The sequence below is a fragment of the Methylocystis borbori genome, from assembly GCF_036576025.1.
GTDB lineage: Bacteria > Pseudomonadota > Alphaproteobacteria > Rhizobiales > Beijerinckiaceae > Methylocystis > Methylocystis borbori.
The window spans coordinates 21999-40040 of record NZ_JAZHYN010000032.1; the positions used below are offsets into that span (position 1 = coordinate 21999).

The window sequence follows — 18042 nt, forward strand, 5'->3', positions numbered from 1 at the left end:
GCGTTCTATTTCGCGAAGACGGTTCCTAACGGGATCAAAAGGGAATGCGGTGAGCGCGCTGACAAGCGTGCGATTCCGCGGCTGCCCCCGCAACTGTAAGCGGCGAGCCGACGACCATTCAGCCACTGGAGCAATAAGGCTCTGGGAAGGCGGTCCGAGGCGACAACCCGCGAGCCAGGAGACCTGCCGTCGCTTCGTGGTCACGCGCGAAAGCGTCGGGCGGGGTGCACCGATGCGGCCGAAGCCCTTCGCCTGAACTAGGCGCGACGGGCCGAGACCTTTCGCAGTGACGGCCCACGTTCGCTGCGAGTCCATACTCATGAAATCCCAATGCCCGACAGCCCCGAAAGGCGGCCTGCGCCTTCGCGCGCCCATCCTGCCCTGCGTTCTCATTGCAACTTTCGCATCGCCCGCTCTCGGCCAGGAAACGCTTCCAATCATTGAAATCGGCGCGCCGAAGCCGGATGTCGATCGCGCCGGCGGCGAGCCGGCGAGCGTCGGCAATAATGGGACGGAGATCGGGCCCGGAAACAACGGGCAAATATGCGCCGACGGAATTTGCAACGATCCCCATTCCTACGCCGCGCCGATCGAATCGCTCGGGACCAAGGTCAATGCGCCGGTGATGGACACGCCGGTCACGACGAAAATGGTCACGCGCCGGATGCTCGAGGACCAGCAGGCCATCACGCTCGACCAGGCGTTGAAGAACGTCAGCGGCGTCGCCTTCTCGGGCGGCGGCGACGCGGCGCTGGGGAATTCGTTCCGCCAGATCATTCTTCGCGGCTTTCCGACGCAGAATTATTTTCGCGACGGTTTCCGGGTCGACAGTTTCGGCCTTGCCTTCGCGGGCGCCAGCAATGTCGAAATGGCCAGTGTCGAGAGCGTCGAAGTGCTGAAAGGCCCGGCCGCCATCCTCTATGGCGCGGTGGAGCCCGGCGGCATCGTCAACATCAACACGAAGCAGCCATTGGACAAGCCGGCTTTCTCGCTGCAGCAGCAGATTGGCAGCTACTCATCCTACCGTACCACGATCGACGCGACAGGGCCGCTGACCTCAAACAAGGATCTGCTTTATCGCTTCGTCATGTCCTACGAGAACGACGGGTCGTTCCGCGCGTTCGGCTATAACAGAAATTTGATGATCAACCCTGTCGTGAGGTGGAACATCGACGCGAGCACCTGGGTTAGAGCGTCGTCTCAATTCCAGCAGAACAATTTCAATCAGGACATGTTTTTCGTGCCGTATTTCGGCATGTTCACCCCTCTTTGGCTCGGACGCAGCTTCAACTGGGGTCCGAAGTCGCCCTACAATGAACAGCAGAACTTCACCGAGCTCACCTGGCATCACGACTTCAATAAGGACTGGTCGATCCAGCAGACCGCCTTCATGCAGTTGTTGCGCAACGATTGGGCGGACAATGGCGGCTTCGGCTCCATCGCGGACTGCATCACGCCCGGGAGCACGTCCTGCTTCTCCTTCCCGTCGCCCAACAATGTCACGCTGAACTGGGGCGCCTATCCGTCGGACAACAGGCAGGCGGAATATGCGACGACGGTCAACCTCGTCGGGCATTTCAAAACCAGCGACTATCTCAATCACACGCTGCTCTCGGGCGTGGACTATTACCGTTACAATTTCAGAGGCCAGAATCTGCTCGCTCTGAACAATAGCTCAGACGTCCTGTTCGGGGCGCCGCAGCTTCCGACCCCCGCCTTCGGCCTTGTGCCCTACAACGCGACCGAGCAATACGCCGACAATCTGGGCGTCTATCTGCAGGATCAGATCAAGCTGCCTTATGGCGTCACCGTGCTCGGCGGCGCGCGCTATCAATATATCAACAGCAGAACAGGAGCCTCGGACAACTCAAAGTTCTGCGGCCCGTATTCCGACAATGCGTTTGCGGGACTGCTGATCCCCTGCAACTTCGACACGATCACGACGAGGTCGCAACTCGTCAATCAGCGAGTGACGCCGCGCGTCGGGCTTTTATGGCGGCCGCTCGAATGGGTGAGCTTCTATGGGAATTACGCCGAGTCCTACAGCCCGAATTACAACGGCAAACTGGTCTTGGGCACGAATGATCCGACGCCCCCGAGCGCCGGCGTGCAAACCGAGGGAGGCGTCAAGTTTTCCTTGCTCGACGGGAAGCTTCAGGCGACGGCGTCCTACTACCATCTGGTCAAGACGAATATTCCAATCGGAATCCCGAACGACTTCAACCATGTGATGGTCATTGGCGAAGGGCGCTCGCAGGGCCCGGAACTCGACATCCAGGGCGAACTCTTGCCCGGCTGGAGCGTAAACCTCGCCTACGCCAACACCGACGCGCTCACCACCAAATCCAATCCGACTTACCTCGGGGTCCCGGCTGTCGGATCGCCCATCCCCTTCGTTCCGCGCAACGTCGGCTCGTTGTCTTCAGCATACGAATTCAAGGCGGGCGATCTGAAAGGCCTGAGACTGGGCGCGCGATATGATTACACCGGATATCTTCCCTTCTATCATTACGCCAATGATGGAACTTATATCTATGGCCAGTCGACGCCGGGCTATGGGATCGTCGGCGTCTTTGGCGCTTATGAGTTCAACGTCGACCAGTTAAAGGTGACGGCGCAGCTCAATGTGAGCAATCTCTTCGACAAAACCTACTTCATCACCGGCGGATTGGGGCCGCAGGCTTTCGACGCCTCCCATCCCGGCGGCTATTCCGTGCCCTATACCAATCCGATGCAGGTGGGATGGAATCTGCCCGGGTATAATTACAACGTGATCGGCGCGCCGCGGATGCTCCGCGGATCGATCAAAGTGTCGTTCTAAGACGGCGCGATCGCGCGTCACGCGATGCGGGAGCGTTCAAAACGCTCCCGCATCGGAGTCGATAGGTTCACGACAAATAGAAAGCGCATCGCCATGACCGAAGTTGTCGAAAGAGCGCCCCAGCGAATCGTCGAAGCCGACGGCGCGGCGCTCGATGTCTTCTCCCTGCCGCTAGACACGGCGAGCCTCGAAGAACTCTTTCGCGACCTTTTCGAAAATCACTGGAGCGAAATCGTCTTCGGGCCGATCATTCAGGGCGCGGCGTGGGAAATTCACGCCGAGCGTCCGCCGACGCGCATCAGGCTGCTCGACGGCTATCTCACCGTCGCTTTCGGCGTCACGCATTTTCATGTCTGCATCGGCGAGAATAAGGGACCGCGCAATCGTCCGACCTCTCCCGAACTTGCGAGACTCAGGCGCACCTCGCGCGCCGAACTTTATCGCCGCCTCGGCTCCACTTGCGTTCCCATGTCCTGGGGATTGCAGCTGTTCAACGGCGCCGGCGAACAGCAGATCACCGTGCTGCTCCCCAACCCGTTTCTTGAGCCGAAGACCGACAGGTTTCTGAAAGAACCGGATTGGTCGCGCCTCGCGCTTTGGGACAAGCTGCGCGCGCGCTGGCTCGGGCTTCACGAGCCCGACGCCATCGATCGCTCCGCGAGCCGCTTCACCCATGCATGACGTTTTTCCCCGTTTCGATTCCCGCGAGACGCGGGGCGAAAAGCCGGCCCGCGCCGGCGTCAAACCGAAAGGAGACTTCTCATGACATTTACGCTTTCCGCCCTCTCGCCCGAGCGTCGCTTCGCGCTTTGGGCGATAACGCTCATCGTTGCAAGCGTTCTCTCGAGCTTCGCGCTCGCCTGCGCCATCCCGCTTGCGGGCTTCGCCACTGTTGCGGCGCTCACCTCTAAGCGTCGCGCGGCGCTGCTGCTGACGGGCGCGGTCTGGCTCGCCAATCAGTCCGTCGGCTTCCTCTTCCAGCATTATCCGACAGACGCGAGCACGCTTGCCTGGGGCGCCGGCCTCGGCGTCATCGCGCTTCTTTCCTGCGAGACGGCGGGTCTGCTCGCGCGCCGCTTTGATGGAATCGCCGGCGGCGTCGCTTCCTTCCTCGCCGCTTTCGTCGTCTACGAAGGCCTCATTCTCGCCGCTACGGCCGCGACGGGCCCCGGCGTCGAGCATGTCACGGCGCCGGTCGTCTCCTGGATCTTCTTCGTCAATCTATGCGCTTTCGTGGGGCTCATGACCGCGAAGGCGGCAGGCGGCGTCCTCGCCGATCGCAAGGCGCCGGCGGCGTTCGCGCCGCGCGCGGCCTGAACGAGAGAGCGGCGCGCGCGTTCTGCGCCCGCCGCCTTTCGGAATTTCGCATCCTCGCATGAAGCCGCCCTTCGCGCTCGACTGCGCGCCGCCCTTTCTCGTCATTCGCTTTGACGACATCCATCGAACGCTCGGCTGGTCGATCGCCAGACCGGGCTTCCAATATCTGCGGGAAATCGCCTGGCTCGAAGTCCGCGACGCCGATCTTTCGCCAGACGTCGATCCTGTCGCCTTTCTGAAAGAGAGGCTCGCGTCGAAAGGCCTCGCGGAGGCGGCGGCCTTCATGACCGCGCGCGATGTCAGGCGCCATCATCTCGCGCGATCCCAAGTCGGCGACATCGCCGCGACCTGCGTGACGACGGTCGGCCTCTCCAACGCCGAAAGGGTTGGAACGCGCCGACACGGCGCCGCGCGGCGCGTTGGCACGATCAATACGCTCGTTCATCTTTCCCGGCCGCTTTCGACCGGCGCTTTCGTCGAAGCCGTGTCGATCGTCGCGCAGGCGCGCACCGCGGCGATCCTGGAGTCGCGCGGGCGCCCGGACGAAGCGGCCGCGACCGGCACGGGAACCGATTGCATCGTCGTCGCGGCGCCGGAAGGCGGGCGGCCGCAGACATGCGCCGGCCTTCACACCGATGTCGGCGAAGCCATCGGCGCTTGCGTCTATGAAGCGACATCGGAGGGAACAAGGGTCTGGCGCGCCGATGTGGCGCTGTCGAATATCGCCGAGGCGCATTGAGCGGGCGCGCGCCGCAGGCTTCAGGAAGACAGAAGGCTTTCGTCGCGCCCGCTTTGCTGGTCCGCTTGCCGCGCGAGCGCAAACAGGAGATCGCTCAGGCGATTGAGATAGGCGAGCGCGTTCTCGGGCGCCGGCGGCTCTTCGAGCGCGGCGATGCTGCGCTCGGCGCGCCGGGCGATGGCGCGCGCCATATGCAGGCGCCCGCTCGCTTCGCCTTCTCCCGGATAGATGAAATCCCGCAGCGGCGGCAGCGCCGCGCTCGCGCGGTCGATTTCGGCTTCGAGCGCGTCGACCTCGGCGCCCTCGAACGCGAGATCAATCTTTCGGCCCTCCGCGCTGACGAGCGCGCTGATGCGGTAGAGCGCCTGCTGACTGCGGCGCAGCGAATCATTGGCGCAAGGAAAGGCGACGCGCGCAAGCCCGAGGCTCGCCGACAACTCGTCGAGATCGCCGACCGCCGCGACGCGCGGATCGGATTTCGCCGCGCGCCGCCCCGAAAAGAGACTCGTCTCGCCTCGGTCGCCTTTCTTCGTGTAGAGCTTGATCGCCGTCATGTCGTTCTCGCAGGCTCTCAAGTTAGCGCAAAGGCGCGGCGACGGTCATTCAAAAATCTCACGCGATTGCGACGTTCTCGAATCCGCGGCCGCCCGACTTCGCGCAGCCATAGAAGCGCGAACGCGTAAAGACCGCTTCGCGATCCTTACGGGCATCGGGCGCGATCTCGCAATTCTCGAAGGCGCATTCGACGAGGCGGCAATCGTCGAAAACGCAGGCGCCGCCGAGATTGTCCTTAATGAAACGGCAGCGCTCGAATTTGCATGCGACGAAGTCGACGCCCCGGAACGAGCGGCCGCGAAAAACGCAGTCGACGAAAGGCTGAACAGAGAAAAATTGTCTCGTTCCAGCTTCGCGGCGCGCCGGTCGCGGCGTCGAATTCCTCTCCCTTGGTCAGCATGGCCGCGCTCCTCCTTTTGGCGCCATTTCCGGCGCCGCCAGTGGTCCGCCGCCGTGCGGAAAAACACGCCCGACCGCGTCATTCGGCCACTCGCATTCCGGTGCGGGATAGGCTATGTAAGAAATCGTCCAAACTAGTCGGCTGGCAGGACGGGGCCGCGCCGGGGAGCTGATGGACAAGCTGGATCAAAGGGTTCGAGAATGGTCTATCGGCGTTATTTCGAGGCCGCCGTCTCCCGTCTGAAGGACGAGCGCCGCTACCGCGTTTTCGCGCATTTGGAGCGCGACGTCGAAAATTTTCCCCTCGCCAACTGGCATCGCGACGACGGCTCGATCGAACCCGTCACCATCTGGTGCTCCAACGACTATCTCGGCATGGGCCAGCACCCCGAGGTGATCGCCGCCATGATCGAGACGGCGGGCAAGGTCGGCGCGGGCGCCGGCGGCACGCGCAACATCTCCGGCACCACCCATGCCATCGTCGAGCTTGAGCGCGAGCTTGCGGATCTGCATGGCAAGGAAGCCGCGCTCGTCTTCACCTCGGGCTGGATCTCCAATCTCGCGGCGATTTCAACCATCGCCGATCTCCTGCCCAATTGCGTCATTCTTTCCGACGCCTCCAATCACAATTCGATGATCGAGGGCGTGAAGCGCTCGCGCGCCGAAAAGAAAATCTTCCGCCACAACGATCTCGATCACCTCGAAGAACTGCTGCGCGAAGCCGGCGACCGGCCCAAGCTCGTCCTCTTCGAGAGCCTCTATTCGATGAACGGCAATATCGCGCCGGTCGCCGAGATCGTCGCGCTCGCCGAGCGTTACGGCGCCATGACCTATGTCGACGAAGTGCATGCGGTCGGCATGTATGGCGCGCGCGGCGGCGGCGTCTGCGAGCGCGAAGGCGTGATGGATCGCGTCGACGTGATCGAGGGCACGCTCGCCAAGGGCTTCGGCACCATGGGCGGCTATATCGCGGGCGACGCGGCGGTGATTGACGCGATCCGCTCCTACGCCGCTTCCTTCATCTTCACCACCGCGCTGCCGCCGGCGGTCGCCGCGGCGGCCTGCGCCGCCGTGCGCATGCTGAAGAGCCGGCCGGATCTGCGCGCGGCGCATCAGCGCGCGGCGCATATCACCAAACATGCGCTCGCCGCCGCCGGCCTGCCGCTGCTCGACAATGGCTCGCATATCGTGCCGGTGATGGTGCGCGACGCTGAGCTCACCAAGGCGGCGAGCGATCTGCTGCTCGAACGCCATTCCATCTATATCCAGCCGATCAATTATCCGACGGTGGCGAAAGGCTCGGAGCGGCTGCGCGTCACGCCGACGCCGCGCCATACCCATGCGCATATCGCCTATCTCGTCGAGGCGATGGTCGATGTCTGGAACACGCTCGGCATTCCTTTCGTCGAGCCGCCGTCGCATCTTCATGTCGACAAGAAGAGCGACGAGAAGTGCAGCTATCCCGAGATCAAGCTCGCGGCGCAATAGGCGGCGCAGCGCTTATTGATTTCCGTTCGCTTGCCGTGTCATTCCCGGCAGGCTGAAGGCCTGACCGGGAATCAGAGTCGATCAGATGCGGGCCCTAGTTCTGGATTCCCGATCGCTTCGCTAACGCGAAGCGTCGGGAATGACATCCGAACCATTTGATCGAATAACCGATCATTCGGCGCGCGCCGGCGGGGCGGGGCGCTGTTTTCTTTGTCGAGGCGCTCGTCTCGGCGGAGAACGCGCTTACTTTCGTCCGACGCTCACATAAGTGAAGCCATGCTTGCGCGCCTCGGCGGGGCGATAGATGTTGCGCAGATCGACGATGATCGGCTGTTTCAGCAGCGTCTTCACCCGTTCGAGATCGAGCGCGCGGAAGGCGTCCCATTCGGTGACGATGGCGAGCGCGTCGGCGCCCTCCAACGCCGAATAGGCGTCGTCATGGAAGGTGACTTCCGGCATCAGCGGGCGCGCCTGCTCCATGCTCTCTGGATCATAGGCGTGCACCTGCGCGCCGTCGCCCGCGAGCGAGGCGACGATGGCGAGCGAGGGCGCGTCGCGCATGTCATCGGTGTTGGGCTTGAAGGCGAGGCCCAGCAAGGCGATCTTCTTGCCGCGCACCGAGCCGCCGAGCGCATTGATCACTTTGCGCGCCATGGCGCGCTTGCGCGCGTCGTTCACAGCGACGACCGTCTCGACGATGCGCAGGCTCGCGCCTTCGTCCTGGCCGGTCTTGATCAGCGCCAGCGTATCCTTGGGAAAGCAGGAGCCGCCATAGCCCGGCCCGGCATGCAGGAATTTCCCGCCGATGCGCTTGTCGAGGCCGATGCCGCGCGCGACCTCCTGCACGTCGGCGCCGACCTTTTCGCATAGATCGGCGACTTCATTGATGAAGGTGATCTTGGTCGCGAGAAAGGCGTTCGCCGCATATTTGGTGAGCTCCGACGTGCGGCGGCCGACGAAAAGCAGCGGCGGCGCGTTGAGCGACAGCGGCCGGTAGACTTCCTCCATCACTTCGCGGGCGCGCGGGTCTTCGATGCCGATGACCACGCGGTCGGGGCGCTTGAAATCCTCGATCGCGGCGCCTTCGCGCAGAAATTCGGGATTGGAGACGACGGCGAAATCCGCCTTCGGATTCACCTCGCGAATGATGCGCTCGACCTCGTCGCCCGTGCCGACGGGAACGGTCGATTTATTGACGATGACGGTGAAGCCGTCGAGCGCGCCGGCGATGGTCTGCGCGGCGGCGTAGACGAAGGAGAGGTCGGCGTGGCCGTCGCCGCGGCGCGAGGGCGTGCCCACGGCGATGAAGACGGCGTCGGCGCTCTTGACCGCCGGCGCGAGGTCGGTGGTGAAGGAGAGGCGCTCCTGCTTGACATTATTGGCGACGAGTTCGTCGAGGCCAGGTTCGTAAATGGGAATTTCGCCGCGCTGCAGGCGCTCGATCTTGCCGGCGTCGGCGTCGACGCAAATGACCTTATGTCCAAAATCGGCGAAACAGGCGCCGGAGACAAGACCCACATAACCCGAACCGATCATCGTAATGTTCATTAGCGTCAGTCTCTTGCTTCATGTGAGATCGCCTCCCCCTTGAGGGGGGAGGTCGCGCGGCGAAGCCGTGCGGGTGGGGGCGGGGACCGGCGACGCAGGGTTCGCCCGATCCCGCGCCTGCGGCGCGACCCATCCGTCAAGGGGAGGGCGCGCGTTATCCTCCAACGCCGAAAGCGGCGAGCGCCGCCATATTGACGATTTCCGCGTCCGTCGCGCCGAGTTGGACGATTTGGATCGGTTTGTCGAGTCCGACGATGAGGGGCCCGAGCACCGTCGCCCCGCCGAGTTCCTGTAACATTTTTGTCGAAATAGCTGCGGAATGAAACGCCGGCATGACAAGCACATTGGCCGTGTCGGTCAGGCGGGAGAAGGGATAGGCGCTCATCAGCTCCTTATTGAGGGCGATGTCGGCGCCCATCTCGCCCTCATATTCGAAGTCGACGCGGCGCCGGTCGAGCACCCCCACCGCCCGGTGCACGCGCTCCGTGCGCTCGCCCGGCGGATAGCCGAAAGTCGAGAAGGCGAGCATGGCGACGCGCGGTTCGAGCCCAATTCGGCGCGCGACGCCCGCCGCCTCGATCGCGATCTCGGCGAGCTCCTCGGGCTCGGGCAACTCCGTGATCGCCGTGTCGGCGACGACGACGATGCGCCCATGCGCGAGAATCAGCGACGCGCCGATGACGCGATGGCCGGGCTTTTGATCGACGACGCGGCGCACGTCTTCGAGCGCGTGGGAGAAATGGCGCGTCGCGCCCGTGACCATGGCGTCGGCGTCGCCCTGCGCCACCATGGCGGCGGCGAAATGATTGCGGTCCTGATTGATGAGACGCTGGCAGTCGCGAAAGAGAAAGCCCTTGCGCTGCAGGCGTTCGAACAGGAATTGCGCATAGACGGAATTGCGGCGGGAGAGCTTGGCGTTGTGGATTTCGATTCCGGAGGGAAGCTCCAATCCGGCGTTCGCCGCCGTCTCCTTGACGCGATCCTCGCGGCCGACGAGCACGGCGCGGCCGAAACCCTGATGAACGAAAGCGAGCGCGGCGCGGATCACCTGCTCCTCCTCGCCCTCCGCGAAGACGACGCGCTTGGGATCGCGCCGCACGCGCTCGTGAATCGTCTGCATCAGTCCCGCGATCGGATCGCGCCGCGCGGAGAGTTCGTCGCGATAGGCTCCCATATCGACGATGGGCCTGCGCGCGACGCCCGTTTCCATGGCGGCGATGGCGACGGCGGGCGGCACGACCGAGATGAGGCGCGGGTCGAAGGGGGCGGGGATGAGATAGTCGCGGCCGAAGCGCGGCCGCGCGCCGCGATAGGCGTTGGCGACTTCGTCCGGCACGTCCTCGCGCGCGAGATCTGCGAGCGCCTTCGCCGCGGCGATCTTCATCTCCATATTGATCGTCTTGGCGCGCACGTCGAGCGCGCCGCGGAAAATATAGGGAAAGCCCAGGACGTTGTTGATCTGGTTGGGATAGTCCGAGCGCCCCGTCGCGATGATCACGTCCGGGCGGGCGGCGCGCGCTTCCTCGGGGGTGATCTCCGGGTCGGGATTGGCCATGGCGAAGACGATCGGATTATCCGCCATATTCTTGAGCATCTGCGGGGTGAGCGCGCCCTTGACGGAAAGGCCGTAGAAAATATCGGCGCCCTCCAGCGCCTCGGCGAGCGTGCGCGCCTGCGTGTCCGAGGCGTGGGCGCTCTTCCACTGATTCATGCCCTCCGCACGGCCGCGATAGACGACGCCCTTGGTGTCGCAGAGAATGACATTGCGCGGATCGAAGCCGAGCGCCTTGGCGAGATCGAGGCAGGCGATGCCGGCGGCGCCGGCGCCGTTGCAGACGAGCTTCGCCTTGCCGATGTCGCGGCCGGTGAGCTGCAACGCATTGACGAGGCCGGCGGCGGAGATGATCGCCGTGCCGTGCTGATCGTCATGGAAGACGGGAATGTCCATGAGATCCCGCAAGCGCTCCTCGATGATGAAACATTCCGGGGCCTTGATGTCTTCGAGATTGACGCCGCCGAAGGACGGCCCGAGATAACGCACGGCGTTGACGAATTCGTCGACTTCCTTCGTATCTATTTCGAGATCGATCGAATCGATGTCGGCGAAGCGCTTGAACAGCGCCGCCTTGCCTTCCATCACCGGCTTCGCGGCAAGCGCGCCGAGGTCGCCGAGTCCCAGAATCGCCGTGCCATTGGTGATGACGGCGACCATATTGCCGCGCGTCGTATAGTCATAGGCGGTGGACGGGTCCTGGGCGATGGCGCGCACCGGCGCGGCGACGCCCGGCGAATAGGCGAGCGAGAGATCGCGCTGCGTCGCCATCGGCTTGGAGGCGACGACCGCGAGCTTGCCGGGCCGGCCGCGCGAGTGAAAAAGCAGCGCCTCCTTGTCGGAAATCTCCAGCCCGTGATCTCCTTCGGCCGCGTCCTTGACCATGCTCCCGCCTTTTCTGCTGCGCTGCAACATAACAACATAACCGGAGCCGGGGCGCCTTCACAAGCGGTCCGGAAAAAGCGCGCGTCGCGCCGCGACGGCCTGACCAATTTGACATTATCGCTCGCGTCCCAGGCGGAACATTGCCGTCAGGGGAGAGTTTAAACGCCATGCCGCCGCGTTCTTGCGGCCCGGAGTCAGCATGACTCGAAGCAGGGAGGTTTCAATGAACAGTATCATTTATCTCGTCGGACTCATCGTCGTCGTCATGGCCATTCTGTCGTTCCTTGGGCTTCGCTAAAGGAGCGCGCCATGACCGATTATGTCTATACAGGACGCGAGCCCATGGCCGCGCGCGCTGAGCCGGTCGCTATCGTGCCCGATGAGGCCGCGGTCTCCGCCCGCTCCACTAATATGGATTGGGCGGCCATCATCGCCGGCGCCGTCGTCGCGGGCGCGATCTCATTCGTCCTCGGCGCGTTCGGCTCCGCCATCGGCCTGTCGTTGGCGTCGCCTTATGAAGGCGCATCGCCCGCGACGCATTTCATCGTGCTCACTTTATGGGCGCTGTGGGTGACCGTCTCGAGCTTTGCGGCCGGCGGCTATATCGCCGGGCGCATGCGTCGGCGCTCGGGCGAGGTCTCGCAAGAGGAAGTCGAAATGCGCGACGGCGTGCATGGCCTCGTGCTGTGGGCGGCGTCGATGGTGGTGTTGGCGCTGATTGCAGGCGCGTCGATCTTTCAGGTCGCAAAGGGCGGCGCCGCCGTCGCGGCGATGGAAAGCGCGCGGCCGGGTTCGACGCCGGCGTCTCTTGTGGCGACGCCGCTTGACGAACGCGTCGACTTCCTGCTGCGCGGCGACGGCGATTTGAATATGCGCGACGCCGAAGGGCGGGCGATTGCTCTTAGCGATTATCCGCGTCAAGTCGTGCGGCGCATCATCGCGCGCGGCGTCGCCACGGGGGAGATCAGCGGCGCAGACCGCAACTATCTCGTCAATGTCCTTGCCTCGGGGGCCGGACTGTCGCCGACCGACGCCGAGAGTCGGGTGACGCTCACCGCCGAGCGGTTGCGCGAGGACCACGCGCAGGCGAAGGAAGCCGCCGATAAGGCGCGCAAGACCGGCATCCTGCTCGCCTTCCTGTCGGCGACGGCCATGCTGGCGGGGGCGGCCGCGGCTTGGGCCGGGGCGGAGCTCGGCGGGCGTCACCGGGATGAAAATGTCGGCTTCGCCTATCTCACGCGATTCTAGTATTATGGAGGTCGAAATGGGACGTTCAATCTTGCTGTGGATGCTCGGGGTGCCGCTCCCGATCATCATCCTTCTCGCGCTGTGGCGTTAGGCGCAAAAAGAAAGAGCCCCGGAAGACGCGTTCTTCCGGGGCCTTTTTATATTTCAATGACTCTGCACTGGAGCGCCCTCTATCGCGGAATGTCGAAAACAAGCGGCGCGCCGTCTTCTCCGCCGTCGGAGAGCACAAGCAGCCGGTAGCGGGAAGAATTCGCGTCGAGCAGCGTGATCGCTTCCGGCTTGATGGGCTCGCTTTCCTCGCTCAGAGGCGCGTTATCGAGATTTAGAACTGCGAGTTCGCGGGCTCCGACGGCGCCTTGCCCAACGCTCTCAATGCGGAAGATGGAATAGCTGCAATTACGCTCGTCGTCGTCGGGCCCCACGAGCGCCAATAAGTCAGCTCCGGCCGCCGTCAGGTCGCGAATGGCGCGTTTTTCGCCAACGGCGAGCCGGCTGACGCTGGGCTTTGCGTCGCCGCCATCGAATAGCGCCTTTGCGTCCACGCCGACGACCAAAGCCGCGCCTTTGATCGCCGGTCCGCGCATTCCGAAATAAAGCCGGCCATCCTTCGCCGCGACGCCCTCGATGTTCACGCCCTGCCTGCCGGAGAGATCGTGGCGCTGCTTGGGCGGATCGTCCCCCAAGCAAGCGCGCGATCCGGCGTGACCGGCGAATTCCGGCAGGTTCTCGAGGATTCCCCACAAGTCGCCACTGGGTTTTATTGGCCCCGGTTGCCGTTGCTCGCGGTCGACGGCGAAGCGCAGCACGACACGATTGGCCGGATGGTCGTCGCAGCTTTTCCGTTTCACCGAATGGGATCCGACGACGTAGAAAAATTTTCCATCCGTCGTTGCGCCTTCCGCGTCGAATTCCTTGGAAGCGACGGGCAGCGGAAAAGGCGTCCCGACGCCCTCTAATTTTCCCTCAGTAAGGCGAATGAAAGCGGCCTCGTTCCCCTCATCCGTGACGACGAGACAGAAATCCGGCGCGTCCGTCGCGCAAGCGACGCCGCTAATATTGTTGCGCTGTTTCTCTTTCGAGAAGGCTGGCGGGGACACCTGCCAGGGCGATGGCGATTCAGGTTTCACCCGTTCGACCGCGAAAGCCGAGGAACAAAGGCAACCGGCTATCGAGCCGACGATAATGACGCGGCGAAGGGGAAACGCAATCATCAAATTACTCCCATAATAATCGTAGAAATATTCTTTCCTGCCAAAATATATGCTTGCGGGCCAATGTCGTCCACATCCTAAGGCGGCCGCTGCGTGGCGTCCTGCCTTCCGCGTCGCTAAACTGGCCCGCCATGAAGCACGCCGCGCCCCCTCTCGCCCCAAAGCCTGACGATAAGGCGCAAGCGCGCGCGACGCCGATGATCGCCCAATATATTGAGATCAAGGCGGCGAATGCGGATTGTCTGCTGTTCTACCGCATGGGCGATTTCTACGAACTCTTCTTCGAGGACGCGCTGACCGCCTCGCGCGCGCTCGGCATCATGCTGACGAAGCGCGGCAAGCATATGGGCGAAGATATCCCCATGTGCGGCGTGCCGGTCGAGCGCGCCAATGACTATCTGCAAAAACTCATCGCGCTCGGCCATCGTGTCGCCGTCTGCGAGCAGATCGAAGATCCGGCGGAAGCCAAAAAGCGCGGCGCGAAATCCGTCGTGCGGCGCGATGTGGTGCGCCTCGTCACGCCCGGCACCATCACCGAAGACGCGCTGCTCGATCCTACGCGCGCCAACGCCTTTCTCGCGCTCGCGCGCCGGCGCGCCGAGGACGGCGGCTGGCGCTATGGGCTGGCGAGCGTCGATATTTCGACGGGCGCCTTCACGCTCGGGGAATGCGCCGAGGCTGAACTCGCGGCGGCGATCGCGCGCCTCGAACCGTGCGAAATCGTCGCGGCGGAGGCGCTTTGCCGGGACGCGTCTCTTGGGGCGATTTTGGCCGCGAGCGGCCCCCCCATCGCGCCTTTGGGGCGCGACATCGGCGACAATGACGCCGCGGCGCGCCGGCTCATGGATTTCTATCGCGTCGCGACGCTCGAAGGCTTCGGCGCGCTGAGCTACAGCGAGCTCGCCGCCGCCGCGACGGCGATTTTTTACGTCGAGCGCACGCAGAAGGAGAGCCGTCCCGCGCTCGCGCGCCCCTTGAGTCAGCGCGAACGCGTGACGCTCGACATAGACGCGGCGACGCGCGCAAATCTCGAATTGACGCGCACGCTTTCCGGCGCGCGCGAAGGGTCGCTCCTTTCCGTCGTCGATATGAGCGTCACGCCCGCGGGCGCGCGGCTCATGGCCGAGCGCCTCTCCGCGCCCTCGACCGATCCGACGCTTATCGGCGCGCGGCTCGACGCCGTCGGCTTCTTCATTGCGCGTGACGATCTGCGCGCTTCGCTGCGGGCGATGCTTTCGCGCGCGCCCGATCTCGCGCGCGCCCTGTCGCGGCTTTCTTTGCAGCGCGGCGGCCCGCGCGATCTTGCAAGCGTCGGCGTCGCGCTCGCCGCCGCACGCGAGACGGCGCAGCTCTTCGCGGGCGTCGAGGCGCCCCGAGAGATCGCCACCGAAATCGAAACGTTCGCAAAAGCCGACGCGGCGCTCGCAAGCGAGATCGCGCGAAGCCTCAAGGAGAGCCTGCCGCTCGACAGGCGCAATGGCGATTTCATTCGCGAGGGACGCGACGGCGAACTCGATGAAGCGCGCAGCCTGCGCGACGCAAGCCGCAGGGTGATCGCAGAACTGCAAGGCCGCTATGCCGAGCTGACGGGGCTCAAGCTCAAGATCAAGCACAATAATTTCCTGGGCTTTTTTCTCGAACTCTCGCAGGCGCAGGGCGAAAAGCTGCTGCGCCCGCCGTTCGACGCGACTTTCACGCATCGCCAGACCATGGCGGACGCCATGCGCTTTTCGACGCGGGAACTCGTCGAACTGGAGGCGAAGATCGCTTCCGCCGCCGATCGCGCCCTCGCGCGGGAGCTTGCGCTTTTCGATGCGCTCGTCGAGCAGGTTCTCGCTTGCGCCGAGGATTTGCGGCGTCTCGCCGAGGCTTTCGCGCGGCTCGATTGTTTTAGCGCGCTTGCGGAGGTCGCCGAGAAGCGTCAATGGACGCGTCCGCTCGTCGATGCGTCGCTTGATTTCGAGATTGTCGGCGGGCGCCATCCCGTGGTCGAAGCCTCTCTTCAAACGCAGGGCAAGGCCTTCGCCGCCAATGACTGCGATCTCGACGGGGGACGCATCGCCGTCGTCACCGGCCCCAATATGGCGGGCAAATCCACCTATCTGCGCCAGAATGCGCTGATCGCCCTGCTCGCGCAGGCGGGCTCTTATGTTCCCGCGCAACGCGCGCGCATCGGCGTCGTCGATCGGCTGTTCTCGCGCGTCGGCGCCTCGGACGATCTTGCGCGCGGGCGCTCGACCTTCATGGTCGAAATGGTCGAGACGGCGGCGATTTTGAATTGCGCGACGCCGCGCTCGCTCGTCATTCTCGACGAAATCGGGCGCGGCACGGCGACATTCGACGGACTCTCCATCGCCTGGGCGACGATCGAACATCTGCATGAGGTCAATCGTTCCCGCGCGATCTTCGCCACCCATTTCCATGAATTGACGCAGCTCGCGAAAAGGCTGCCGCGCCTCGTCAATCTCACCATGAAAGTGACCGATCACGCGGGCGACGTTGTCTTTCTACACGAGGTGATCAAGGGCGCGGCGGATCGCTCTTACGGCGTGCATGTCGCGCAGCTCGCGGGTCTGCCCGCAAGCGTCGTCGCGCGTTCGCACGTCATTCTCGCCGAGCTTGAGGCCGCCGACCGCCGCGCGCCGGTCGAGACCTTGATCGACGATCTGCCGCTCTTCGCGCGCCTCGCCGAGGCCGTTCCGCCGAAGGACGCGCTGCGCGACGCGCTCGAAGAAATCGATCCGGATCAGATGACGCCGCGCGAAGCGCTCGCGGCGCTTTATGAATTGAAGAAGAAACTTTGAAGGCGCTTTCTGCGTTTTGAAGCGAAGCGCGAAGACTCGTGACTAAGTCGCAGACAGCGACGCATTCGACGCACACAATCAATCAATCGAGCCGCGTTGCATTCTTCCGTCGACGCCAAGCGACTGTCGGACGAGAACGCAAGGATCGGCTATGCGTCGGCGCCGCCTGCGATCTTCGCTAAGCGCGTCCGTTTCTCATCCGACGGCGCCAAACCGAAACGGAGAACGGGTCATGATTCTCGTATTGGTCTTCGTCGGCGTCGCTTTGGCGATCGGCGGCGTGCTCTCATTACTCGACGCGCAGTTTAGCGCAAGCAAGGTGACGGCTGTTATGGCGATCGTCGGCGGACTGACGATGGTCGTTGGAGCTGAAGCCGGATTGATCGGCTCCAGCTCGTCCTTTTTCAAGGCGCAGCAGATCCGCACATCCGCCTGCGAATTGGATGGCGAATCGGCTTATCCCGAAAGCCGCCGCCTGGATCCAAATCATCTCATTCGCAAATATATTCTCGGCTGCATGGCGCGGGCGGGCTATGCCTGGACGAGCGATCACGAGCACTGCAAGGAAGCGCCGCTCGCCACCAATCCTCTGTGCTATCTGCCGACCAGTCTCTTCGATCGCGCGGTGACGAGAGTGCAAGTCGCCTTTGAGTAAAACGCGCGATGGCCTCGTCGGCCATCGCTAAGGAGCATAGCGCGCGAAAACGAATTGCGTGTCGCCGTAGCGGCGCTCGTCTTCGCGCGTGAGGGCATTCGGCAGTTCGATTTGCGCCTTGGCGCTTTCCTCGACGACAATGATCGCGCCCGGCGCCAGCCAGCCGCCTTTGACAAGCGCGTCGAGCGCCGGCGCCGCGAGGCTCTTGCCATAGGGCGGATCGAGAAAGGCGAGCGAGAATTTTTCGCCCGGCGGCGCGTCGCCGAGCTTCGTCGCGTCGCGGCGGAAGATTCGCGTCACGCCGCCGAGGCCGAGCGCCTCGATATTGGCGCGCAGCAGGGCGCGCGCTTCGACGCCGTCGTCGACGAAAAGCGCGCGCGCCGCGCCGCGCGAAAGCGCCTCGAGCCCAAGCGCGCCGGCGCCGGCGAAGAGATCGACGACTTGAGCGCCTTTCACGGGGTCGCCAAAGCGATGCGCGAGAATGTCGAACACGGATTCGCGCAGCCGCTCGGAGGTCGGCCGGATCGCTTGCGAGCGCGGCGCCGAAAGCGCGCGGCCCCGCAAAGCGCCGCCGACGATGCGCATGGCTTAAGTTCCGCGCGGTTTGCGCGGGCCCTTCGGCGGTCCCTTGCGCGGTCCTTTTGCGGGACCTTTGCGCGGCGGCCCGCCGCGCGCGCCGGGCGCGCCTTTCCCTGGGCCGCTGCGCGGCCCTTTATGGGGACCCTTAGACGGTCCGGCGCCGCGCGATGGCCGCGCGTCTCCGCCCGAACGCGGCTGATCGAATTTGCGTGCGCGGGGCGCGCGATCGCTTGCGGCAAAT

Annotated in this window: 14 protein-coding genes and 1 riboswitch; of the genes, 9 read left to right on the forward strand and 5 right to left on the reverse strand. The window is 64.0% G+C overall.

The annotated features are described in order from the left end of the window. Positions 1–2: 2 nt before the first annotated feature. Positions 3–205: riboswitch (cobalamin riboswitch) on the forward strand. Positions 206–319: 114 nt separating this feature from the next. From V3H18_RS11335 to V3H18_RS11350, 4 genes are all read left to right on the forward strand, one after another. Continuing rightward, on the forward strand, positions 320–2821 hold the full coding sequence (locus V3H18_RS11335; RefSeq protein ID WP_332082157.1) for a TonB-dependent siderophore receptor: 2502 nt from the start codon (positions 320–322) through the stop codon (positions 2819–2821). A 93-nt stretch (positions 2822–2914) separates the two neighbouring features. Next, positions 2915–3502, forward strand: a complete 588-nt coding sequence (locus V3H18_RS11340; protein ID WP_332082159.1) for a DUF7676 family protein — start codon at positions 2915–2917, stop codon at positions 3500–3502. A gap of 81 nt (positions 3503–3583) precedes the next feature. Beyond that, entirely contained in the window at positions 3584–4138 is a 555-nt protein-coding gene (locus tag V3H18_RS11345; protein WP_332082160.1) for a hypothetical protein, read from the forward strand. A 58-nt stretch (positions 4139–4196) separates the two neighbouring features. Beyond that, positions 4197–4877, forward strand: coding sequence for an adenosylcobinamide amidohydrolase (locus V3H18_RS11350; protein ID WP_332082161.1), 681 nt, complete (start codon positions 4197–4199; stop codon positions 4875–4877). 20 nt (positions 4878–4897) lie between these two features. On the opposite strand, the gene V3H18_RS11355 is transcribed toward V3H18_RS11350, so the two are convergent. Next, complete coding sequence (locus tag V3H18_RS11355; RefSeq protein ID WP_332082163.1) at positions 4898–5431, reverse strand: cob(I)yrinic acid a,c-diamide adenosyltransferase; 534 nt, start codon at positions 5429–5431, stop codon at positions 4898–4900. On the opposite strand from V3H18_RS11355, the gene V3H18_RS16705 reads away from it, so the two are divergent. Continuing rightward, positions 5430–5969 carry a hypothetical protein gene (locus tag V3H18_RS16705; protein ID WP_332082164.1) on the forward strand — a complete coding sequence of 180 codons (540 nt, stop codon included), beginning with the start codon at positions 5430–5432 and terminating at the stop codon, positions 5967–5969. The two genes, V3H18_RS11355 and V3H18_RS16705, sit on opposite strands and share 2 nt — an antisense overlap. 63 nt (positions 5970–6032) lie before the next feature. Continuing rightward, positions 6033–7319, forward strand: coding sequence for a 5-aminolevulinate synthase (gene hemA, locus V3H18_RS11365; protein ID WP_332082165.1), 1287 nt, complete (start codon positions 6033–6035; stop codon positions 7317–7319). 243 nt (positions 7320–7562) lie between these two features. On the opposite strand, the gene V3H18_RS11370 is transcribed toward hemA, so the two are convergent. Both V3H18_RS11370 and V3H18_RS11375 read right to left on the reverse strand, forming a co-directional pair. Then, entirely contained in the window at positions 7563–8867 is a 1305-nt protein-coding gene (locus V3H18_RS11370; RefSeq protein WP_332082166.1) for a UDP-glucose dehydrogenase family protein, read from the reverse strand. 154 nt (positions 8868–9021) lie between these two features. Then, a complete protein-coding gene (locus V3H18_RS11375) occupies positions 9022–11304 on the reverse strand; it encodes an NADP-dependent malic enzyme (protein ID WP_332082167.1) in 2283 nt (760 codons plus the stop codon). 309 nt (positions 11305–11613) lie between these two features. On the opposite strand from V3H18_RS11375, the gene V3H18_RS11380 reads away from it, so the two are divergent. Next, positions 11614–12552 (forward strand): hypothetical protein, encoded by a 939-nt coding sequence (locus tag V3H18_RS11380; RefSeq protein ID WP_332082168.1) that lies wholly within the window; start codon positions 11614–11616, stop codon positions 12550–12552. Positions 12553–12722: 170 nt separating this feature from the next. On the opposite strand, the gene V3H18_RS11385 is transcribed toward V3H18_RS11380, so the two are convergent. Continuing rightward, positions 12723–13763 (reverse strand): DUF3616 domain-containing protein, encoded by a 1041-nt coding sequence (locus V3H18_RS11385; protein WP_332082170.1) that lies wholly within the window; start codon positions 13761–13763, stop codon positions 12723–12725. A gap of 131 nt (positions 13764–13894) precedes the next feature. Between V3H18_RS11385 and mutS the strand changes: the two genes are divergently transcribed. Beyond that, a complete protein-coding gene (mutS, locus tag V3H18_RS11390; RefSeq protein WP_332082172.1) occupies positions 13895–16567 on the forward strand; it encodes a DNA mismatch repair protein MutS in 2673 nt (890 codons plus the stop codon). A gap of 232 nt (positions 16568–16799) precedes the next feature. After that, positions 16800–17222, forward strand: coding sequence for a hypothetical protein (locus V3H18_RS11395; protein WP_332082173.1), 423 nt, complete (start codon positions 16800–16802; stop codon positions 17220–17222). Positions 17223–17249: 27 nt separating this feature from the next. Here the strand turns inward: V3H18_RS11395 and rsmD are convergent, their stop codons facing one another. Next, positions 17250–17807 (reverse strand): 16S rRNA (guanine(966)-N(2))-methyltransferase RsmD, encoded by a 558-nt coding sequence (gene rsmD / locus V3H18_RS11400; RefSeq protein WP_332082174.1) that lies wholly within the window; start codon positions 17805–17807, stop codon positions 17250–17252. Positions 17808–18042: the final 235 nt, after the last annotated feature.